This window comes from Nocardia aurantiaca, assembly GCF_009708175.1.
Lineage (GTDB): Bacteria > Actinomycetota > Actinomycetes > Mycobacteriales > Mycobacteriaceae > Nocardia > Nocardia aurantiaca.
In genome coordinates this window covers 153,606-172,938 of the sequence record NZ_WMBB01000007.1, presented here as the reverse complement: position 1 = coordinate 172,938, position 19,333 = coordinate 153,606, and the positions used below count along the sequence as shown (strand labels likewise).

At 68.3% G+C, this 19,333-nt stretch carries 19 protein-coding genes; 8 read left to right on the top strand and 11 right to left on the bottom strand.

The genetic code is table 11. The features are described from left to right. Nucleotides 1-104: 104 nt before the first annotated feature. Entirely contained in the window at nucleotides 105-1,055 is a 951-nt protein-coding gene (locus GLP40_RS16390; RefSeq protein ID WP_154788792.1) for an oxidoreductase, read from the top strand. An 83-nt stretch (nucleotides 1,056-1,138) separates the two neighbouring features. Here the strand turns inward: GLP40_RS16390 and GLP40_RS16385 are convergent, their stop codons facing one another. Continuing rightward, entirely contained in the window at nucleotides 1,139-1,732 is a 594-nt protein-coding gene (locus GLP40_RS16385; protein WP_154788791.1) for a TetR/AcrR family transcriptional regulator, read from the bottom strand. Between the two features lie 450 nt (nucleotides 1,733-2,182). On the opposite strand from GLP40_RS16385, the gene GLP40_RS16380 reads away from it, so the two are divergent. The 6 genes from GLP40_RS16380 to GLP40_RS16355 all read left to right on the top strand — a co-directional run bounded on the left by GLP40_RS16380 (nucleotide 2,183) and on the right by GLP40_RS16355 (nucleotide 7,092). Next, the gene (locus GLP40_RS16380) at nucleotides 2,183-2,677 is read left to right on the top strand and encodes a hypothetical protein (RefSeq protein ID WP_154788790.1); all 495 of its coding nucleotides are present in this window, start codon (nucleotides 2,183-2,185) and stop codon (nucleotides 2,675-2,677) included. Beyond that, nucleotides 2,674-3,162, top strand: coding sequence for an SRPBCC family protein (locus tag GLP40_RS16375; protein WP_154788789.1), 489 nt, complete (start codon nucleotides 2,674-2,676; stop codon nucleotides 3,160-3,162). Before GLP40_RS16380 ends, GLP40_RS16375 begins: the two co-directional genes overlap by 4 nt. Nucleotides 3,163-3,538: 376 nt before the next feature. Next, nucleotides 3,539-4,486, top strand: coding sequence for a universal stress protein (locus tag GLP40_RS16370; RefSeq protein WP_154788788.1), 948 nt, complete (start codon nucleotides 3,539-3,541; stop codon nucleotides 4,484-4,486). 78 nt (nucleotides 4,487-4,564) lie between these two features. Then, entirely contained in the window at nucleotides 4,565-5,563 is a 999-nt protein-coding gene (locus GLP40_RS16365) for an Acg family FMN-binding oxidoreductase (RefSeq protein ID WP_154788787.1), read from the top strand. Beyond that, entirely contained in the window at nucleotides 5,563-6,150 is a 588-nt protein-coding gene (locus GLP40_RS16360; protein ID WP_154788786.1) for an Rv1733c family protein, read from the top strand. The genes GLP40_RS16365 and GLP40_RS16360 overlap by 1 nt, the downstream gene beginning before the upstream one ends. A 42-nt stretch (nucleotides 6,151-6,192) precedes the next feature. Beyond that, on the top strand, nucleotides 6,193-7,092 hold the full coding sequence (locus tag GLP40_RS16355; RefSeq protein WP_154788785.1) for a universal stress protein: 900 nt from the start codon (nucleotides 6,193-6,195) through the stop codon (nucleotides 7,090-7,092). 51 nt (nucleotides 7,093-7,143) lie between these two features. Here the strand turns inward: GLP40_RS16355 and GLP40_RS16350 are convergent, their stop codons facing one another. From GLP40_RS16350 to GLP40_RS16320, 7 genes are all read right to left on the bottom strand, one after another. Further along, entirely contained in the window at nucleotides 7,144-8,853 is a 1,710-nt protein-coding gene (locus GLP40_RS16350; protein WP_154788784.1) for a sensor histidine kinase, read from the bottom strand. A 210-nt stretch (nucleotides 8,854-9,063) separates the two neighbouring features. Further along, entirely contained in the window at nucleotides 9,064-9,240 is a 177-nt protein-coding gene (locus tag GLP40_RS16345) for a hypothetical protein (RefSeq protein WP_154788783.1), read from the bottom strand. Beyond that, nucleotides 9,237-9,713, bottom strand: a complete 477-nt coding sequence (locus tag GLP40_RS16340) for a DUF2267 domain-containing protein (RefSeq protein WP_154788782.1) — start codon at nucleotides 9,711-9,713, stop codon at nucleotides 9,237-9,239. The genes GLP40_RS16345 and GLP40_RS16340 overlap by 4 nt, the downstream gene beginning before the upstream one ends. Before the next feature lie 34 nt (nucleotides 9,714-9,747). Beyond that, nucleotides 9,748-10,302, bottom strand: a complete 555-nt coding sequence (locus GLP40_RS16335; protein ID WP_154788781.1) for a flavodoxin domain-containing protein — start codon at nucleotides 10,300-10,302, stop codon at nucleotides 9,748-9,750. A gap of 80 nt (nucleotides 10,303-10,382) precedes the next feature. Next, nucleotides 10,383-11,261 carry a DUF302 domain-containing protein gene (locus tag GLP40_RS34850; RefSeq protein WP_328290240.1) on the bottom strand — a complete coding sequence of 293 codons (879 nt, stop codon included), beginning with the start codon at nucleotides 11,259-11,261 and terminating at the stop codon, nucleotides 10,383-10,385. A gap of 267 nt (nucleotides 11,262-11,528) precedes the next feature. Next, nucleotides 11,529-12,260, bottom strand: a complete 732-nt coding sequence (locus GLP40_RS16325; RefSeq protein ID WP_154788780.1) for a phosphatase PAP2 family protein — start codon at nucleotides 12,258-12,260, stop codon at nucleotides 11,529-11,531. A 2-nt stretch (nucleotides 12,261-12,262) separates the two neighbouring features. Further along, nucleotides 12,263-14,584, bottom strand: coding sequence for a heavy metal translocating P-type ATPase (locus GLP40_RS16320; RefSeq protein ID WP_154788779.1), 2,322 nt, complete (start codon nucleotides 14,582-14,584; stop codon nucleotides 12,263-12,265). Between the two features lie 397 nt (nucleotides 14,585-14,981). On the opposite strand from GLP40_RS16320, the gene GLP40_RS16315 reads away from it, so the two are divergent. Further along, nucleotides 14,982-15,428 (top strand): pyridoxamine 5'-phosphate oxidase family protein, encoded by a 447-nt coding sequence (locus tag GLP40_RS16315; RefSeq protein ID WP_154788778.1) that lies wholly within the window; start codon nucleotides 14,982-14,984, stop codon nucleotides 15,426-15,428. 16 nt (nucleotides 15,429-15,444) lie between these two features. On the opposite strand, the gene GLP40_RS16310 is transcribed toward GLP40_RS16315, so the two are convergent. From GLP40_RS16310 to GLP40_RS16300, 3 genes are all read right to left on the bottom strand, one after another. Further along, nucleotides 15,445-15,774, bottom strand: a complete 330-nt coding sequence (locus GLP40_RS16310) for an amphi-Trp domain-containing protein (protein ID WP_154788777.1) — start codon at nucleotides 15,772-15,774, stop codon at nucleotides 15,445-15,447. A gap of 33 nt (nucleotides 15,775-15,807) precedes the next feature. Beyond that, the gene (gene mgtA, locus GLP40_RS16305; RefSeq protein WP_154788776.1) at nucleotides 15,808-18,489 is read right to left on the bottom strand and encodes a magnesium-translocating P-type ATPase; all 2,682 of its coding nucleotides are present in this window, start codon (nucleotides 18,487-18,489) and stop codon (nucleotides 15,808-15,810) included. A gap of 146 nt (nucleotides 18,490-18,635) precedes the next feature. Beyond that, nucleotides 18,636-19,283, bottom strand: coding sequence for a response regulator (locus GLP40_RS16300; protein ID WP_154788775.1), 648 nt, complete (start codon nucleotides 19,281-19,283; stop codon nucleotides 18,636-18,638). Nucleotides 19,284-19,333: the final 50 nt, after the last annotated feature.

Sequence of the window (19,333 nt, the reverse complement as noted above, 5' to 3'; positions counted from 1 at the left end):
GGCATGCGGGCGATAGTCCGGACTCATGTCTAGAACACGTTCCAGTTCGCGTGCTACCGTTCACGCGGGTCAGCGGGAAAGCGGAAGTGAGACTGGGAGATTCGATGTCAGAACGAACACGGCCATGGACGGTGTCCGAGGCGGGGAGTCAAGCCGGCCGCGTCGCCGTGGTGACCGGCGCCAATACCGGCATCGGGCTCGAGATCGCCCGGCAGTTGGCCACCGCGGACGCCACCGTCGTGCTCGCCTGTCGTGATCAGGGCCGCGCTGATGCCGCGAGAGCCGACATTCTCGGGTCGGCGCCCAAGGCGAATGTGTATGCGGTACAGGTGGATATGGGCAGCCTGGACTCCATCGCGGCCTGCTCTCGAAGGCTTCGGGAGAACTGGCCGGTCATCGATCTGCTGATCAACAACGCCGGTGTGATGGCCGCCGCGCCCACGCGCACCGCGGACGGTTTCGAGTCCGACTTCGGGACGAACTTCCTCGGCCATTTCGCACTGACGGGTCATCTCCTCGATCGGGTCAGGGCATCGCCATCCGGGCGGGTCGTCACCGTCAGCAGCATTACCCACCGGCGGCGCACGGCCACCTTGGATTTCGAGGATCCGAACGGTCTGCGACGATTCGATCCGGCGACCGCGTACGCACGATCGAAGATGGCGTCGATGACCTTCATGGTCGAGCTACAGCGACGCCTCGCGGCGACGGGGGAGCGGACGCTGTCGGTGGCGGCGCATCCCGGCGGGGTGCGGACTCACATCCTCCGGCAGCAGAACCGGTTGATTCAGCTGGTGTACAACCCCAGACTGTCGTGGCTGACCGGCTGGTTCACCCAGAGTCCGGCCGACGGGGCCCGGCCGATACTGCGCGCCGCGCTGGATTCGAGCACGCGCGGCGGCGACTTCTACGGACCGGCCGGGCGCGGCGAGCTGGTCGGTCCGCCGGTGCTGGTCGAGGTATCGCGGCGGGCCCGCGATGTCGAGGCGGGGCGGCGGCTGTGGCAACTCGCCGAGGACATGACCGGTGTGCGATTTCTCGAGACGCACGGCTGACCGCCGACGTCCCCGATCGGCCGAATCATTTGCACCGGTTGATAATTGGCCCGCGCGGGAGCGTCGAGGCGCGTGACCGCGGACTAGCCTGTGGCGGAAGGGTCGGCGAGCACCCGGCGCACGCACGCCTCGAGTAGGTCCGCGACTTCGGCATAGGACAGCAGTCCCATCCCGCCCTGCAGCATCGCGCCGGAGTACAGCAACTCGAGCATGGCGAGCCGTTCGGGGTCCTTCGATCCCAGCGCCTCGGTGAGCCGATGCCGGATCTCCATGCCGATCCGGACTCGCAGATGCTTGACGTCCGGATCGTCGCCGAGCAGCGCGTTGCTGACCGCGCCCGCCAGGGCCGGTTCGTCGGCGACGAGCATCGAGACCTGACGCAGGACCGCCGCCACCCGGGTGGCCGGATCGGCGTCCTCGATCTGCACCGGAGGGTTGGCGACCAAGCGTCGCCAGAACACCTCGGAGATCAAATGCTCCTTGGACGAAAAGTAGGTGTACGCGGTGGCGGTGCCGACGCCCGCGGCCGCGGCGACCAGCCGTATCGTGGTGCCGGAGTAGCCCTCGCGGGACAGCACGTCGACCGCGGCGACGGTCAGGCGATCGACGGTGTCGGCCTGTTTTTCGGTCAAGCGACGTCGAGTCGCCTCAATCCCGGTAGACGCGAGTTCGGACATATGTCCGGATGATACTACAGACCTATGTTCGGTACAATTTCCGCGCGCGGTACGGCCTCCTCGCAGGCCTGGCGGAGGGTCCTGAGAAGGGCTGGGGACTGCGAAAGGCCCGCGTGTGACAGCGGTTCCGCGCCTGCCGCGCGACCGGCTGTCGGGCTACCTGGTCGGTCGGCGCCAGGGCGGTGGCGGCCATGACGAGGGCGACGATGTCCGAGGGCCGTCATATCGCGTCCGATGGGTCCGCGACGATGCGGGGTCTTCGAGCTCGATGGTGATCAGTTCGATCAGCTGGGGGCGCGCTCGAGCGATCTTCGGGGGCAATCTGCAACATTGCAATTATGTTTGTTGCTATGTAATTTACTGTCGGGATGCCACGCGTCGAGATGCTCGCGGGGAGTGGTGCACAGGGATTTGAACAGTGGCCGGGGGCCTGAGCAAGGGGTGTGAGTGATGAGTGCTGGAAACGATCGGTCCGCCCGATCCCCGGCCGACGGCCTCGCTACGCGGGTGGTGCTTCCCGACTGGCATGAGCTGTTCGCGGCGCTCTGCGGCCATGTCGCCGACGACCCGCACGCCCACCCGGTGACTCGCTGCGCGCGGCGGTTGGCCGAACTGCACGCAGCCCATGAGCGGGAACCCGGAATCGTGGATCTCGCCAGTGCGCGAAGGGTTTTGATCGTCGGCATCGACGAGTGGGTCGCGTGTCACGCCCCGCATGCGTCGAGGTGTGGTGAGTCGCTCGGGAATGCGGCTGATCGGCTGGCGCAGACGCAGCGGAAGGCCATCGCGGCCTTGCGAACCGACACCGATCCCGAGCATGTCCACGCCGCGTGGCATGCGCTGAGTGTGCTCGCCACGGAATGGGCGGACTTGGTCGACGAGGTGATGCACGGTCAACGGCGAATCGAGGCCGGCCACGGACCAGATGCCAGGAAGGCGCTATGAGGTATCGATATCGGCTGCAGGAGTCCGACGATTCGACCTTCCGGGTCGCCGAGACCCGCTTCCAGCACAGTATCGACGTGCGGGCCGAGCCCGCGATCGTCTGGGCGGCGCTGACCGCGCAGGACGCGCTGGTGGCGTGGACCCCGCTCATTCGGAAGGTCGAATGGCATACGCCCCCGTCCGGGGTGGGCAGCTGTCGGAGCGTCACGCTCGGACCGGGGCTGGTGCGTCTCGAGGAGCGGTTCTACCGGTGGGAGGAGGGGCGGCGGATGACCTTCACCGTCGATTCGATGTCGAGACCGGGTTTCACCCACTTCGCCGAGGACATCACGCTGGCGCCGAGTGCGGTGGGAACCGCGGTCGTGTGGTCCTTCGCGGTATCGACCGCCGATTGGCTCGCTCCCGGAACGAGATTCGCCCGCCCGGCGCTGTCCGGCGCGACCCGGTCGATCGTGCACGGCTTGGCCCGGTACGTCGAGAGCTAGGCGGGAAGTCTTGCGGCGGTGCCGGATTGGGCGTGGCGGGGATCTGATGTCAGGTTTCGGCGCAGCTCCTCCGCAGCGATCCGGGCGGCGGTGACGATTGTGCGCACGAGCGCGCTGTTCGGCCAGGTGACCGCCTGACTCGGCGGGGTACCGCAGGTGTGTCAGGTCGGGCGGTTCCCGGCGCAATTCGCCGGACCCCGGACGCGATTTCCGGCGACGCGCCGGACAGCCAATTCCTCGCGGGACAGCTCGGGAGATTCCGCAACGGGCCCCGCACCGGTGGGGGAGGATGGCCCGCCGGGGGATGACGTTGTTCTCTGTGGCCGCTCGGGCCTGGCGCGGGATGCTCGAAGCATCGCCGAAATCAGGAGATGCCATGGAAGAGAACACCGCCCCCGCAAGGAGTTTCGCGCACACCGATCACGATGATCTGGGAATTGTCGTCGGCGTGGATGGATCCGAGATTTCGTATCAGGCAGTGGCGTGGGCCGCTGTCGAGGCCGATACGCGGGGCTGCGCGCTGCACATCGTCACGTCGTACGCCAACCCGATCGTGCCGGGAGCGACCGAACTGGACCCTGAGGACATGCGCGACCTGAGGCTGCAAGGGCAACAGGTGCTGGCCGACGCCGCGAGTCTGGCCGCTCATGCCGTACCGGGCAAGAGTCTGCACATCAGGACCGAACTCATCTTCGACATGATCACCGGGGCGCTGATCGAGCGCTCGCGCCGGGCCCAGTTGCTGGTGGTCGGCAATCGGGGGCTCGGTGCGATCCGGCGCGCGGTGCTGGGCTCGGTGAGCACCGCGTTGACCCGGCACGCGCACTGCCCGGTCGCGGTGGTCCACGGCATGTCCGAGACGGACCCGGCGGCGTCATCGAAACCGGTCGTGGTCGGCGTGGACGGGTCGCTGAACAGCGTGCCCGCCATCGATCTCGCCTTCGACGAGGCGTCCCGACGGAAAGTCGACCTGATCGCGGTGCACGCGTGGACCGACACCAGTGGCTTCGACCTGCCCGTCATGGGCTGGGAATCCATTCGCGAGAGCCAGGATGTGCTGTTGAAAGGGGCGCTCGCCGATTACGCCAAGCGCTATCCGGATGTCACGGTGCATCGCGTCGTGGCCCTCGACACGCCGGTGCGCGCGCTGCTCGAACAGGCCGACAAGGCTCAACTGGTCGTCGTGGGCAGCCATGGGCGGGGTGGTTTCGCCGGGATGATGCTGGGCTCGGTGAGCACAGCGCTGCTGCATCTGGCGCAGTGTCCGGTGCTGGTGGTCCGTCAGCCATCGCAAACCCGGGCCGAAGAACCCGCCGGGCAGTGACTTTCGGCCGTCACCCGCGGCTGCTCGCTCGGGCCATGCTGATGGTACGAGCACACGAAATCCGAGGAAGGACACGTGATGTCGAAGCATCCCGATCACGACACCCTGCGCGCCGCCCTGGCGCTCGCGGTGCGGGCGCCGTCGGTTCACAACACGCAGCCGTGGCTGTGGCGGGTCGGGGACACCACGGTGCACCTGTACGCCGACGACAGTCGCCGTCTGCCCCACACCGACCCGGACAACCGGGAGCTGGTGGTGAGTTGCGGTGCGGCGCTGCATCACCTGCGCATCGCACTGCGGGCCGTGGGCTGGAAGACGGTCGTGCACCGCTTCCCGAACCCCGCCGACCCGCGGCACCTGGCGTCGCTGGAGTTCCGGCCCGCCGAGGCTGATGCGGCAGCCGTACGTCTGGCGCGGGCGATTTCGCAGCGGCGCACCGATCGGCGGCGGTTCACCTCCTGGGAGGTGCCCGCCGCCCAACTGTCCGCCATCGTGGCTGTCGGCGCGGGGAAAACGGGGGTGCAGGTCCGCGAGGTCGACACGACGGGCGAACACGCGCGGCTGATGCAAGCCTTCGTCGACGCCGCGACCGAGCACCGGGGCGATCCCGGCTACGCCGCCGAGCTGGCAGAGTGGAGCGGTCATCACGCCAGTGCCCAGGGCGTGCCCTCGCGCAACGCGGTGGTGTCGTCGGATCCGACGGTGCGCCCCTTCGACGATCCAGGCATGCCCGAGGCGGTAGTGCGCGACACCGATGAGTCCGCTCGCATGCTGTTGGTGTGCACCGCCTCCGACGACCTGCGGAGTTGGCTGAGCGCCGGAGAAGTGGCGAGCGCGGTGCTGCTCGAAGCCACCGTGCGCGGTCTGGCCACCTGCGCGCTGAGCGAACCGCTCGAAGTCACCAGTGTGCGGACGAGAATCCGCCGGGATCTGCTGGGTGACTTCGGCTATCCGCAACTGATCATCCGGGTGGGCTGGGCGGCGACCAGCGCCACGCCGATACCCCCCACACCCCGGCTCCCGCTGGAGAGTGTGGTGCGTCCGCTCGAAACGCTGACGCTCTCGGGCGATCAGTAATGATCGCGAATCAGGCACTGCCGGTGCGCCTTTGGCGCATGCAGCCGTGCAGTTCGAACCCCCTCATGCGGCCCTCGGATCGATGCGAATCGCTGGTCCGGCTGCTGGTCGTCGTATGGATGCTCGCCCTTGTCCCCATCGCGGCGGCCGCCGGAACGGTCGCCTACACGAACGCCGCCGAGGAGATCCGGGCCGAGAACGCGACCAAGGTCCAGGTGATGGCGACCACCATCGGCGAGACAACGCCGAAAACCGTTGCGACCCCATACGGGCCGCGCCATGACGAGGCCCTGGTCCGATGGGAGGACGCCGGTCGTTCCGGCACGGCGACCGTCCCCGTGAACGGGAAGCCGACGCCCGGATCGGTGGTGCCGGTGTGGATCGGGGCCGATGGCCGGCTGACGGACGCGCCGCGTCTGCCCGGCTCCGCCGCCGCGGACGGGGTCGCCGTCGCGGTGGCAGCGCTGCTGCTCGGCGGGGGTGGCGCACTCTGGCTGGAGTCGTGCGCGACCTGGGCGCTGAACACGCTGCGCCACCGGCGGTGGGATGTCGAATGGCGCACCCTGGCACGACCCGTCGGAACCTAGACCTATCGGAACAGTGGAGACACCGAACCAGGAGAGATGATCATGACCGAACACACTGCACCGCGATCGGATCCGAATCCGCCCGTCATCGTCGCGGTGGACGGCTCGGCCGTCTCGTACCAGGCGGTGGCCTGGGCGGCGCTACATGCCGCGCGGCACGGGTGCCCACTGCATATCGTCACCTCGATCTGCGCGCCGGTCGGCCCGCCGCCGACGGCCGTCCTCAACGCCGCCGATATCGCGTCGCTGGAGCTGGACGGCGAGCGCATCGTGGGTGAGGCGACCCATATCGCGTCCGAGACCCTGCCCGGCGAAGGGGTGGAAATGTCGTCGGAAGTCACCACCGAGCCGATCATCTCGCGTCTGATCGAACTGTCGCGGGACGCCCGGATAATGGTGCTCGGCAGCCGTGGGCTCGGCGCGCTCCGGCGCGGGTTGCTGGGATCGGTCAGCACCGCGGTGACCCACTACGCGCACTGCCCGGTCGCCGTGATCCACACGACCGCGGCGGCGGACCCGGTGTCGGCCCGGCAGCCGGTGCTGGTCGGCGTGGACGGCACCTCGAACAGCGTCGCGGCACTGGAGTTCGCGTTCGCGGAGGCGTCGCTGCGCAAGACCGGCCTGACCGCCCTGCACGCCTGGAGCGATGTCAGCGGACCCTATCTGCCGATGTCCGGCTGGGAAGCCGTGGAGGAACAGGAGCACGCCACCTTCGGTGAGGAGATGGCCGGATACGCAGAGCGCTATCCCGATGTCCCGGTGCGGCGAATCCTGGTGAAGGACCGGCCGGTCCGGTCACTGCTGGACGAATCCGAGAACGCCCAGCTGGTGGTCGTGGGCAGCCACGGCCGGGGCGGCTTCACCGGTATGCTGCTGGGCTCCACCAGCAATGCCCTGCTGCACAGCGTGGACTGTCCGATCGTCATCGTGCGCGGCACGTAGCCGTGACTTCGGTCCTCGAGCCGGTGCGCCGCACGACGGCGCGCCGGCTCGTCAGAGTGGCACCGCCCAGCGCAGCGACGTCCCCACACCTTCGGGACCATGGCCGAACGAGAAGTTGCCGCCCAGCTCCTCGGCCCGGCGCGCCAAGTTCTGGAGCCCGCTGGCGGTGATGTTCTCGGGAATCCCGCAACCGTCGTCGGTGATCAGCACGGTCAGGTCGTCGGAGACGTCGAGGCTCACCGAGAGGGTGTCCGCGCCCGCGTGCCGCACCGCGTTGGACACCGCTTCACGGACCACGGCTTCGGCGTGGTCGGCGAGCTCGGCCGCCACCACCGACAGCGGCCCGGAGATCCGCAATGACGTTCGGAGTCCGGTGTCGACGGTGTGCTTGCGGATGACGTCTTCGATCCGCTGCCGCAGCCGGGTGCTGCTGGCCGCGCCGCCGTGCAGGTCGAAGATCGAGGTGCGGATCTCCTGCACCACGTCCTGGAGCTCGTTGATGACATCCGAGATACGCTCCCGCACTTCGGCCGAGCGGGCGCGGGCGACGGTGCCCTGCAGGCTCAGGCCGGCCGCGAAGAGCCGCTGGATGACATGATCGTGCAGATCGCGGGCGATACGGTCGCGATCGGTGAGCACGTCGAGCTCGCGCATGCGCTGCTGGGCCTCGGCGAGCTGGATGGCCAGTGCGGCCTGATCGGTGAAAGCGCCCGCCAATCCCTGCAATTCCTCGGCGAACGGGGGAGCCCCGGCCGCGCGGACCATCACCAGGACACCGAAGGTCGAGTCCTGTGTCTTGAGGGGGAGGATCAGCGATGGTCCGGCGTCGAGTGCGATATCGAGGCCGAGATCGACGCTGTCGTCGAGGCAGAGTGGGTGACCCTCGCGAAATGCTCGCCCGATCGCCGTTCCGGACGTGCGCACCATACCGCTGCGGACCTTGCCATCCGGGCCGGAGCACCGGCTGATCCGCAGCCCCTCCGCGTCACGGTGATTGCTGTCGGGCTCGTCGTCGAACGCCAGGAACGTCCACTCCGATTCGGTGAGCGTGCGCGCGTGCGCGACGACGTGGGCGAGCACCTCATCCGGCTCGGTCCCGGCGAGGAATTCGGTGGCGACGTCGCGGGTCGCCTCGATCCATGCCTGGCGGGTTCGGGTGGACTGATAGAGGCGCGCATTGTCGATGGCGGTACCGGCGGCCGCCGCCAGTGCCTGCACGATCACCTCGTCGTCCTCGGTGAACGGCTGCCCGCCCGACTTTTCGGTGAGGTACAGGTTGCCGAAGATCTCATCGCGGATCCGGACGGGGACGCCGAGGAACGTACGCATCGGCGGATGGTTGGCGGGGAATCCCACCGACGCCGGATGATCGGCGATGTTGTCCAAGCGGATCGGTTTGGGCTGGCTGATCAGCAATCCGAGCACGCCGAGGCCCTCGGGCAGGTCGCCGATGCGGGCCCGCATCTCCTCGTCGATGCCCTCGTAGATGAACTGCTCGAGCTGATCGTGACCGCGCACGCCCAGAGCGCCGTAGCGGGCGTCGACGAGGCTGATCGCGGTGTGCACGATGGTCCGCAGCGTCTGGTCGAGGTCGAGTCCCGAGGTAACGGCCAGCATCGCCTCGACCAGGCCGTCCATGCGGTCACGGGCGTCGATGATCTGTTCGACTCGGTCCTTCACCTCGGTCAGCAATTCCCGCAGCCGGAGCTGCGAGAGCGTGTCACGTACCGAGTAAGAGCCGTCTTGAGGCTCAACGCTCATATCCGGTGTTCCTGTACTCGTGTCGGATGCGCGCACGATTTGTCTCGTTACGACATTGCTAGCTTAAACGTGTACACGCCAACGATAGTGCAGGGAAGCGACCCGGAGATGTCACCGGCCTGCGCCGCGACCAGTTCGCCGAGATCGGCTCCCTCGTCGCCGACGCGGTCGGCATCGGTCAATCGCGATTCGTCGAAGGCGGCGACATGGTCACCGACGACGGCTCCAGTTCTCTTTCGACCCGGGCAGCGTGAGCAGTAGCAGGAAGGGGACGGCGAGGATGAACAAGGCGGACAGCATCGCCAGCGGCGAGGCGCCGCTGAGTTCGAGGCCGGTGACCACGAAGGGCAGCGCGATGACGAACAGGGGGGCGTGCCGGATGGTCACAGATCCTCCGGCGTCTCGAAAATGCCTGCGGCGGTGAGGATATCGCTGAATTCGGCGCCCAGCAGTACCCGCCGCAGCGGTGCGGGCAGTTGTGCCAGCACGTGGTCGAGTTGGCCGGGGGAGAAGAGCTGGGTCAGCGCGTCGGTGACCGCCGCGGACGAACGCCTCGCCTCCTCGATCGACACATCCGCCGTGCGGGCGAACTGGTGCAGGAACGACTGCGGATCATGGGGCACCGGACCACGTCCCGGCGTCCAGCCCTCGTAGAAGACACCGCGCAGCAGGGTGGGCAGCTGGGCGCTCAGGTGTGCGGCCGCGCCGACGTCGAGGCGGTCGCGCACGGTGTGCAGCCATGCGCGCAGGGCCTGGTGCGCCGCCATCTTGTTGTCGGTGCCGAGCCGGTCGGCGACGGTGCGCAGCCAGATGCGGCCGGTGTGGATCGCCGGGGCGAACGGATCGGTGTGGTGGCTCATCGGCGTGGTCTTTCTCGAAGAGGCGAGTACGGGGTCAAGGATGGGTCGGAGTGGCCTGCGCCTGCGGAAGATTCAATGCCTGCGCGATGGCGTCACTCCAGAGCGTGATGGCCGACCAGTCGCGCAGATCTCCGTAGCGGGTGCCGCCGAGGACGCGGTAGATGGTGCGGGCGGGCAGGGAGACGCCGGCCCGCTCATAGTGGCCGGCGAAAGCGTGGTAGTCGACCGGCTCGATCGAGTCACGCAGGGCAGCGATCTCTTTCGGGACGATGCGGCCGACGCGGCGTCCGATCGGGCCGACCAGCGCGGGCCCGAGCCCGACACTGAAAAGCCATACCCGGCGTGCGCGGAGTTCGTGGCGATGCGGGCGGACGAATTCCTCCAGCTCCGGCAGCAGCGCTCGATCGTGCACGGCGCTGCCGAGCACGACGGCGTCGAAGCGGGAGAGTTCGGGGGCGTGCTCGGTATCGGCGACCTCGACGGTCGCGCCGCGGGCCGCGAGGTAGGCGCCGATGAAATCGGCGATCTCGCGTGTGGACCCTTGGGCGGTGGCGTAGATGACGGCGATGCGTGGAGTAGTGGTTTCCATATATCGAGCCTGCTCGTGTGGCCGGATTTCGGTGAGAGGACTCCTACCCGCGCTGCCCGGGACCATGGTCCTCGGTGGTCTCAGCCGGCCGCCGCGGCGGGGCGGGTCAGGTCCGACAAAGCGGCGGCGAGCAGCCGCCGGGTCTCCTCGGCGGGCGCGGCGAGCTCGGGCCTGGCCAGGACCTGGACGAGCAGCGCGGGATCCGCGGCCTCGACCAGTACGCCGGTCTGGTCGGCGCGCACGACGACATTGCAGGGCAACAGCAGTCCGGCCTCCCGGTCGGTGGCGAGGGCGCGGCCGGCCAGCTGCGGGTTGCAGGCTCCGAGGATCAGATATTCCTCGATGTGCTCGCCGGTCCGCTCCCGGAGGGCGGCCTGCACATCGAACTCGGTGACGACGCCGAATCCATGCTCCCGCAGGGTCATTCGGGTTCGAGCCACAGCATCGGGAAACGTCGTGTCGAGGTGGACGGCGATGGCGGGGGCCGCGGTCACCGGAATCCGGATCTCGGTGATCAGCAGACGGGGATCGCTCACTTCGTCCGGACCGATGAGGTACGCTTCGGTCGGCGGACCGACAGGCCGATAACCGTTGCCCTGCAGCCACTCTCGCAGTGCGCGGTATCCGGCGTCGATGTCGTGGTAGCCCCCGCGATGACAGGTGCGGGCCACCAGCGTCGGCGACTGGATGACCAGTTGCGCACCGGAGCTGGGGCCCAGGCCGGGCGCGGCCTCGATCGGAAGCCCGAAATCGACGATGATGGCTTCCTCGGCGGGCAATTCCCGATGGAAGGTGATCGTCGGCGCGCCGTTCGCGACGAGCCCGGCCTTCTCCGCGACCTCCGACAGCCGGTTCATGCCGCCGACAATGCCCTCGCTCAACAGGTCCGGGCGGATCTCCAACGGGATGCGCAGGACCGCCTGCGGCGGGGTCTCGCAGACGTTCACCCGGTACTCCATCACGCGCCTCCTTCGGATAGTTCGTGCGTTCAGCCTGCGTCCGGCGGTCCGGGCGGCCACAGAGGAGAAAGTCACGGTGGGGCGGGAACAAATGCACGACCGCGTGACGGCGACCGGCCGAAGAGGACGAAGGTCACACGATCGTCCGACCATTGCGGCGACACAGGCAGGGCCAACAGCATTGTGAACGTCGACCTTCGACGGTGTGTGACACGGCTCACCGCGAGCAGAATCGAGGTATCGGCTCGAAGTCCGAAGGCTCGAAGTTCAAGGGCGACAAAGGCGTCGTCCGCGCGGGTGACCCAGCCACAACGGCGTGGCGGCGGTGCCCGCGGCGATCAGAATTCCGGCCCAGGCTGCGCCCAGCGCCCAACCGGCGACGATGTCGCTGGGGTAGTGGACACCGAGGTAAACGCGGGAAAACCCCACGGCGGCAATGAGAACGACCGCCGCGATCCAGGCGATGGCACGAGTCCACCTGTGACCCTGCCGCCCCCGCGTGAGCATCCATACCGACACGAGCGCGACGACCGCGATACCCGTCGCGTGCCCGGACGGGAACGACGAGCCGTCGATGGCGATGGCTCGCTCCGATACAGGCGGGCGGGGTCGTCCCACTGCCAGTTTCACCGTCAGCACCATCAGTGCGAACCCTGCCACCGCGACCGATCCGAGGATCGCCGGCGCGAGTGTGCGTACCCGCAGGGTCGTGACGGCCGCGGCGAGTGCCATGATCGCGGCCAGCACGGGCGGATTTCCCACCTCGGTCAGTGAACGCATGACCGTGGTGAGCACCGGTTCACGATGCACCATGATCCATGCCGATATCGGCCCGTCCCATGCGGTGACACCGTCACCGTCGAGGACGTTGTCCAGAATCGCGGCGAACAGCGCGGCGAGTCCGCAGACCGCCAGCGCTCCCGCCGCTGTGATGAGCAAGGCCATCCTGCCCGGAGCGAGACCGGGCCGCAATGGCCGGCATTCGGTCGGGCCGGCCATGATCACAGCCGCTCGTCGGCGGCCAGGGTGAAGTAGTTCTCCTCCTCCTGCACGAAATGCAGGCGCAGCACCGCGTACAGCCCGTAGAGGCAGGCGAGCAGATCGTCGACCTGATCCGGATCGAAACCGCCACGGGCGCGAGCGAGTTCGAGATGAGTGCCGATGCGGGTGGTCAGCCGTTGTATCTCGGCGTGGGCGCGGCTCATGGTGGCCGTCGCCTCGGATCCGCCGAGCGGCCCGGCGAGGGCGGGATAGAGCTGCGTCTCCTCGGCTTGCTCGTGTGGCAGCAGGTCCTCGACGAGGAAGCGGTGCGTGGTCTCGAGTGTCGCCAGGGCTGCGGCGTCGGGTCGGTCGGCGATGCGGTCGGCGACGGTGCGCAAGGTCGCGAGCGCGTCCTGCATGACATCGTGTTCGGCGGCGAAACGGCGCAGCAGCTCCTCGGTGTCGGTCGGCAGACCGCGGTCGGCCGCCGGGCCGCCGCGCAGCGCCCGCAGCGCGTTGAGGATCACGGCGACATCGATCCCCTCCTGCAGCAGCGCGCCGGCCGCGGGCGGCAGCCAGCCGACGGCCGCGATGACCATGGCGAGCAATGACAGCGCCATCCCCACTGTCGCGCTCTGCACGGCGATCCGCCGTGACCAGCGGGCGATATCCATCGCGTCGGCGAGCCGGTCCAGCCGGTCGGTGGTGAGCACGATGTCGGCTGCCTCGGAGGACGCGGTCGAGCCGCGGGCGCCCATGGCCACGCCGACCGTAGCGGCGGCGAGGGCCGGCGCGTCATTGATGCCGTCGCCGACCATGACGGTCACGTGCTCGTCGGCTTCCCGCCGCACCGCCTCGACCTTGTCGGCCGGGCTCTGTTCCGCGCATACCTCGTCCAGGCCCAAAACCGTCGCGACCTCCCGGGCGGGTTCGGGGCGATCGCCGGTCAACATGACGAGGCGGTTCAGCCCTGCCTCGCGCAGCCGTCGAAGCGTGCGGGGCGCGTGGCGGCGCAGAGGGTCTCGCAGCAGTACGGCACCGAGCGGCACGTCGTCGACGGTGATCCAGGCGATCGCGGCGGAATCCAGCCGGGCCCGATTCAGCACCGGCCGCGCCCACCCCGGGACGGTCGTGGACTCGGCCAATTTGCCGACCTGCACGCGGTGACCATCGACCTCACCGGTGACACCGCGCCCTGCCTGCTCGGAAACCGCTGTGGCGACGTCGAGTTCGATGCCACGGGCCAGTGCCTCGGTCACGATCGCCTCGGCCAGCACGTGCGGCGACAGCTGATCCACCGAGGCCGCGACCCGTAGCAGCCATGTCTGATCCGCGCCCGGGGCCGCGGCGACCTCGGTGACAATCGGTCGGCCGGCGGTGACGGTGCCGGTCTTGTCCATCACGAGAGTGGTTGCCCGGCCCAGGTTTTCGAGTGCGCCACCATCGCGGACCACGACCCCGATCCGCGATGAGCGCGACAGGCCCGACACGATGGCCACCGGCGCGGCGAGCAGCAGCGGACAGGGGGTCGCGACCACCAGCACCGCCACCGCGCGCACCAGCGAACCGCTCAACCAGTAGGAGGCCCCGGCGACGGCCAAGGTCAAGGGCAGGAACCAGGCGGCATAGCGATCCGCCAAGCGCACGGTGGGCGCGGTGGCGGCCCCGGCTTCCCGCGCCAGCCGCACGATACCGGCATACGTACTCTCGTCAGCGGTCGCGGTGGCGCGCATCTCGAAGACACCGCCGGCGTTGAGGACGCCGCTTCGCACCGGCTGCCCGGCCGTCCGCTCGACCTGTAGCGGCTCACCCGTGAGCGCCGATTCATCCAGCTCCGCAACCGAATCCAAGATTCTGCCGTCGGTCGGCACCACCTCCCCGGCGGCGATCACCAGAATGTCACCCACACCGATCTCATCGAGATCGACGACCCGCACCACATCGCCGCAGCGCCGACGCGCTGTCCGTGGCGCACGCTCGAGCAAGGCCCGCAAATCACGTGTAGCCCGCCGCTCCGCCGCCGCGTCCAGCGCATGCCCGCCACTGAGCATGACCGCGATCAGGGCCCCCGCGAGGTACTCATGCACCCACAGCGTGCCGACCAACGACAACACCGCGATGAGATCGACCCCGATTCGCCCTCGCCGCAGGGCCGAGATCACCCACCACAGCGCCGGCGCAATGGCCACCACCGTGCCCGCGGCCCAGCACCAATCGGCGACCGACGCCGAGCCGGCAACCCAGGCGATCAGACCCGCCAGTAGCGGCGCAATAGTGCCGATGAGCAGCACAGCCCCCACGACGCCGGTCTGAGGCTGCCATCGGTACCGTGAATCGGCCATCGCGCTGTTCCTTCCCGCTGAAATGCGTTCGTATGCAGTGCACCGCGGGAATGCCGCACCTCACAGGGCCACAGTCCCTCCAGATCGCTGCCGTTGGACCCATTCGGGCCACAGTGCGCCCGGGACGTTCTCGCGGCGGCTTTCGCCGGCCGGCGGTGGAGAGGGGAGAGCGCCACGGCGGGGGCGGTGTCCGAAGGAAGTTCGAGACGGGACCTTCGGCCCTGTGAGGGCGGCGGGGCGTGGTGCTGACATGGATCAGGGGGAAACCCAATGTTGCAAGGGGACCTGTGAGAAAGGCTTGACAGTTCATGCGTGCGTACGAAGCTCGATCGGTCCGAACGCGCCCGTGGTCGGTGATCTCCGCCCGGGTCGCGGCTCCGGGGTCGGGAGTTGTCGCATGAACGGGCTGTCCGGAGGCTCTTTCGTTCCGCGGGCCACACAGACCATGGGCCGTGCGGAAGCGCTGCGGTTGTTGGCGAGTGTTCCGTTCGGGCGAGTGATCTTCACCCGCGACGCGTTGCCCGCCGTGCGGCCGGTGAACCATCTGGTCGACGAGGGCGAGATCATCATCGTGCGCACTCGGCTCACCTCCCGGCTGACGTCGACAGTACGCGCGGACTCGAATGTCGTTGTGGCGTACGAAGCCGATGACATCGACCCGATCGAACAGCTGGGATGGTCGGTGGTGGTCACGGGCATCGCTCGCCCCGTGTCCGATCCGCAACGGGTCGCGCGGTACGAACGCCTCTTGCGGCCCTGGGTCGACGGGCCGATGGACACCATCGTCGCCATCGAGCCGACCCTGGTAACCGGCGTGCGGCTGGTAGCGGAGAAGGCGGGATAGCGGCCGCACAGGGTGTTCAGGCGTACGGGTCGTCGGCCTCCCATTCATCGGCATCGGTCTCGTCGGTATCGGTCCGGTCGAGAGCCTCTGCGCGCGTAGCATTCTCGGACTTGGGTTCGGTGAAGTGAAGCCGGGCAACGAGTTTGATGTGTCCGTCGTGTTTGGCGCTGGTTATCTCCAGTTCGCCGTGGAGCTTGTCCGGCAGCGCGAGAGTTCCCGTGGTGCCGTCGCCGCCGTAGGTGATCACGCTGCCGGAATCGAGTTCGTCGGCGACGCGCCGCAGTCGGTCGGCGAGTTCGGCGCGGTCGAGGGTGCGGTGCTCTTCGTGGATCTTGTGGTGTGTCATGTCTAGAAGCACACCGCACCCCGCCGTACGACTCTAGGGACCAAATGCCTGGGCCGGACGCACGGAAGTCCCCATTGCGGGATGCGTTCTGGTGATGAAACGCGCTGCGCGACGGCGCAATCGATGATCGGTGCGCCGCTCGCGGGCGGCCGGTACAGCCGGGGCGGTCCGGAAGAACCAATGCTTGGCCGCCTCGGCCAGAGCCAGGTACACCAGGATCATCCCGATCAACACGACGAAGAAGCCGCCGGGCAGTGGCTGGAAGCCGAGCGAGCCGGCCAGCGGGGTCACGGGCAGCAGCGCGCCGATCCCGACCGCGGCCAGGGCGGCGGTGAGCAGAGCGACGCTGGGATGGCTGCGGAAGAACGGCGTTCTGTGGGTGCGGATCACGAACAGCACCAGGGTCTGGGTGGCCAGCGATTCGACGAACCAGCCGGTATGGAACAGCGCTTCGCCCGCATGGAAGACCCAGAGCATGATGCCGAAGGTCGCGAAGTCGAACACCGAGCTGATCGGACCGAACACCAGCATGAACCGCTGGATCAGCCGCAGGTCCCAGCGCGAGGGGCGGGCCAGTTGCTCCTCGTCGACATTGTCGGTGGGGATGGCGAGCTGGCTGGAGTCGTAGAGCAGGTTGTTGAGCAGGATCTGCGAGGGCAGCATCGGCAGGAACGGCAGAAAGGCCGAGGCGCCCGCGGCGCTGAACATATTGCCGAAGTTGCTGGACGTGCCCATCAAGACGTACTTCATGGTGTTGGCGAACACGCGGCGGCCCTGGGTGACTCCGTCGGCCAGCACCTGCAGGTCCTTCTCGAGCAGCACCACGTCGGCGGCGTCCTTGGCGACATCGGTGGCGGCGTCGACGGAGATTCCGACGTCGGCGGCGTGCAGGGCCAGCGCGTCGTTGACGCCGTCGCCGAGGTAGGCGACGTCGACGCCGAGGCAGCGTTGCGCGCGCACGATGCGCGCCTTCTGTTCGGGATCGATGCGAGCGAAAACCGTTGTGGTGGATAATGCCTCGGTGAGCTCGGCATCGGTGAGCCGATCCAGATCGGCGCCCGAGAGCGTGCCGCCGGCCGGCAGGCCCAGTTGTTCGCACACCCGCGCGGCCACGGTCGGATGATCGCCGGTGATGACCTTGACCGCGATGCCGAGCGCGGCCAGTCGGCTGATCGCCTCTCGGGCCGAGGATTTCGGCGGATCCAGGAAGACCAGGATTCCGGCCAGCCGCAGACCGGTCTCGTCGGCGGTCGTCAGCGTGGTCTGCCCGGGTACGGAACGGGTCGCCACGGCGACCACGCGGTGGCCGGCGGCGAATTCGGCGTCGAGCGCCCGCGCCGCCGAGTCGGGCACATTCTCGCAACATGCCAGCACGGCCTCGGGCGCGCCCTTGGTGATGATGGTTCGCCCGCGTACGGGTGAATCGGCGAGGACCGAGACCATCCGGCGCCGGTGATCGAAAGGCAGCGTGGCGAGCCGTGAGTACCCCTCGATCGCGCCCAACGGAGCGACAGGCGCCGCCCACAGCGCGGTGTCCAGCGCGTCACCGCCCGCCAGCCGGCCGTTCTCGATCAGGCCGTCGGTGCATATCAGGCCGAGCTCGGTGACATCGCCGTCGGCCGCGTCAGCGGCGATCGTGCGCATGAACTCGATCCGTCCTTCGGTCAGCGTCCCGGTCTTGTCGGTGAACAGCACCTCGATATCGCCGAGATCCTCGATGCAGACGAGCCTTTTCACCAGCACCTTGCGCTGTGCCAGCAGCCGCGAGCCCGCTGCGAGACTGGTGGACACGACTGCCGGGAGCAGCTGCGGCGAGATGCCGACCGCGATCGCCAGCGAGAACATGAGCGCGTCCAGGATCGGCCGATGCAGCATCAGGTTCACCACGAAGATGCCGATCGTCAATGTGGCCGCGACCCGGACCAACAGCATCGAGAATTTGCGCAGCCCGGCCTGGAATTCGGTCTCGGGCTCCCGCCGCGCCAAACCGACTGCGATGCGCCCGAATTCGGTGTCGCCACCGGTTGCGGTGACCACGCCGCGTCCGGTCCCGGCGGCGACCACCGTGCCCATGAGCGCGCAGGAGGTGAGTTCGGCGACCGGGGTTCCCTCCGGGACCGGATCGGTCGACTTCCGCACCGGCTCGGACTCTCCGGTAAGCACCGATTCATCGCACTGCAGCCCGGTGGTCGACAGCAGGCGCAGATCCGCGGGTACCAGCTCACCCGGTCGCAGCTCGACGATGTCTCCGGGGACCAGTTCCGCGAGGTCGATCGATCGGGCTTGCCCGTCGCGCAGCACCACGACGCGGTGCCGGATGCGGTCGTGCAGCGCTTCGGCGGCCTTCTCGGCACGGAACTCGTTGACGGTGCCCAGGCCCACGGACATCGCCACGATCACGCCGATGACCACCGCATCGGTGCGCTCGCCGAGGAAAAACGACGCCGCCGCGGTCACGGCCAGCAGCAGCAAGAGCGGTGAACGCAATTGCCGGGCCACGACCGGTCCGATACGAGCCCGATGCGCCCGAATCGCATTAGCTCCGAAGACCCGGGCCCGCCGGGCGTGTTCCTCCTCGGTCAGCCCGCTGTCACCGGTTGCCAGCGCGGTCAATACCCCGTCGGTGGTCTGCGGAGCGGCGGCCGTCGCGGAGACGGCGCGAACCGATTGGGACAGATCGGGATTCGCGACGCCGAGTCGGGCATGAGTGTGCATGTAGTCGAGGGTTCCGCTTCAGGTGAAAGGCTGGTAGGGCCTGCTCGCACGCAGGCAGGGGACCAAAGACCTTGTAGCCGAGGACTTGCCGCCCCACGAACGCATGCTCGCCGCGGGCGGCGACGGTGCGCGGCGAGCGGATCGGACTACTGCGCGTGTGGATGCTCGCCACGCAGCTTGGACGCGTAGACCGCGGCCTGCGTGCGGCGTTCCATGCCGAGCTTGGCGAGCAGCCGGGAGACGTAGTTCTTGACCGTCTTCTCGGCCAGGAACATCCGCTCGGCGATCTGCCGATTGGTCAGGCCGTCGCCGAGCAGATCGAGGAGTTTGCGCTCCTGATCGGTGAGACCGGCCAGCGGTCCGTCGGATTGAGTGCTGCGGCGCAAGCGATCCATGAGCGCCGCGGCGGCTCGATTGTCGAGAAGGGAGCGGCCGGCCCCGATCTCCTTGATGGCCTTCGCTAGTTCCATGCCCTTGATGTCCTTGACCACGTAGCCGCTGGCCCCGGCCAGGATCGCGTCCATCATGGCCTGCTCATCGGTGAACGAGGTGAGGATGAGACAACGCAGCGTGTCCAGGCGCGAGAGCAGGTCGCGGCACAGCTCGATGCCGTTTCCGTCCGGCAGGCGGACATCGAGGACCGCCACGTCCGGTTGCAGTGCCGGGATCCGGGCGAGAGCCTGGGCGGCATCGGCGGCTTCACCGATGACGGTGAGCTCGGGATCGCTCTCGAGCAAGTCGACGAGTCCTCGGCGAACGATCTCATGGTCGTCAACGAGAAATACCTTGATCATGGCCGGTTCCCATCTGTAAGGACTACGTGGTCGAACATAGCTTGCCGAGC

Excerpts from the sequence above, each read along its gene's own strand:
- GLP40_RS16390 (WP_154788792.1), top strand. The coding sequence starts at position 105 with ATGTCAGAACGAACACGGCCATGGACGGTGTCCGAGGCGGGGAGTCAA.
- GLP40_RS16385 (WP_154788791.1), bottom strand. The coding sequence starts at position 1,732 with ATGTCCGAACTCGCGTCTACCGGGATTGAGGCGACTCGACGTCGCTTG.
- GLP40_RS16380 (WP_154788790.1), top strand. The coding sequence starts at position 2,183 with ATGAGTGCTGGAAACGATCGGTCCGCCCGATCCCCGGCCGACGGCCTC.
- GLP40_RS16375 (WP_154788789.1), top strand. The coding sequence starts at position 2,674 with ATGAGGTATCGATATCGGCTGCAGGAGTCCGACGATTCGACCTTCCGG.
- GLP40_RS16370 (WP_154788788.1), top strand. The coding sequence starts at position 3,539 with ATGGAAGAGAACACCGCCCCCGCAAGGAGTTTCGCGCACACCGATCAC.
- GLP40_RS16365 (WP_154788787.1), top strand. The coding sequence starts at position 4,565 with ATGTCGAAGCATCCCGATCACGACACCCTGCGCGCCGCCCTGGCGCTC.
- GLP40_RS16360 (WP_154788786.1), top strand. The coding sequence starts at position 5,563 with ATGATCGCGAATCAGGCACTGCCGGTGCGCCTTTGGCGCATGCAGCCG.
- GLP40_RS16355 (WP_154788785.1), top strand. The coding sequence starts at position 6,193 with ATGACCGAACACACTGCACCGCGATCGGATCCGAATCCGCCCGTCATC.
- GLP40_RS16350 (WP_154788784.1), bottom strand. The coding sequence starts at position 8,853 with ATGAGCGTTGAGCCTCAAGACGGCTCTTACTCGGTACGTGACACGCTC.
- GLP40_RS16340 (WP_154788782.1), bottom strand. The coding sequence starts at position 9,713 with ATGAGCCACCACACCGATCCGTTCGCCCCGGCGATCCACACCGGCCGC.
- GLP40_RS16335 (WP_154788781.1), bottom strand. The coding sequence starts at position 10,302 with ATGGAAACCACTACTCCACGCATCGCCGTCATCTACGCCACCGCCCAA.
- GLP40_RS34850 (WP_328290240.1), bottom strand. The coding sequence starts at position 11,261 with ATGGAGTACCGGGTGAACGTCTGCGAGACCCCGCCGCAGGCGGTCCTG.
- GLP40_RS16325 (WP_154788780.1), bottom strand. The coding sequence starts at position 12,260 with ATGGCCGGCCCGACCGAATGCCGGCCATTGCGGCCCGGTCTCGCTCCG.
- GLP40_RS16320 (WP_154788779.1), bottom strand. The coding sequence starts at position 14,584 with ATGGCCGATTCACGGTACCGATGGCAGCCTCAGACCGGCGTCGTGGGG.
- GLP40_RS16315 (WP_154788778.1), top strand. The coding sequence starts at position 14,982 with ATGAACGGGCTGTCCGGAGGCTCTTTCGTTCCGCGGGCCACACAGACC.
- GLP40_RS16310 (WP_154788777.1), bottom strand. The coding sequence starts at position 15,774 with ATGACACACCACAAGATCCACGAAGAGCACCGCACCCTCGACCGCGCC.
- mgtA (WP_154788776.1), bottom strand. The coding sequence starts at position 18,489 with ATGCACACTCATGCCCGACTCGGCGTCGCGAATCCCGATCTGTCCCAA.
- GLP40_RS16300 (WP_154788775.1), bottom strand. The coding sequence starts at position 19,283 with ATGATCAAGGTATTTCTCGTTGACGACCATGAGATCGTTCGCCGAGGA.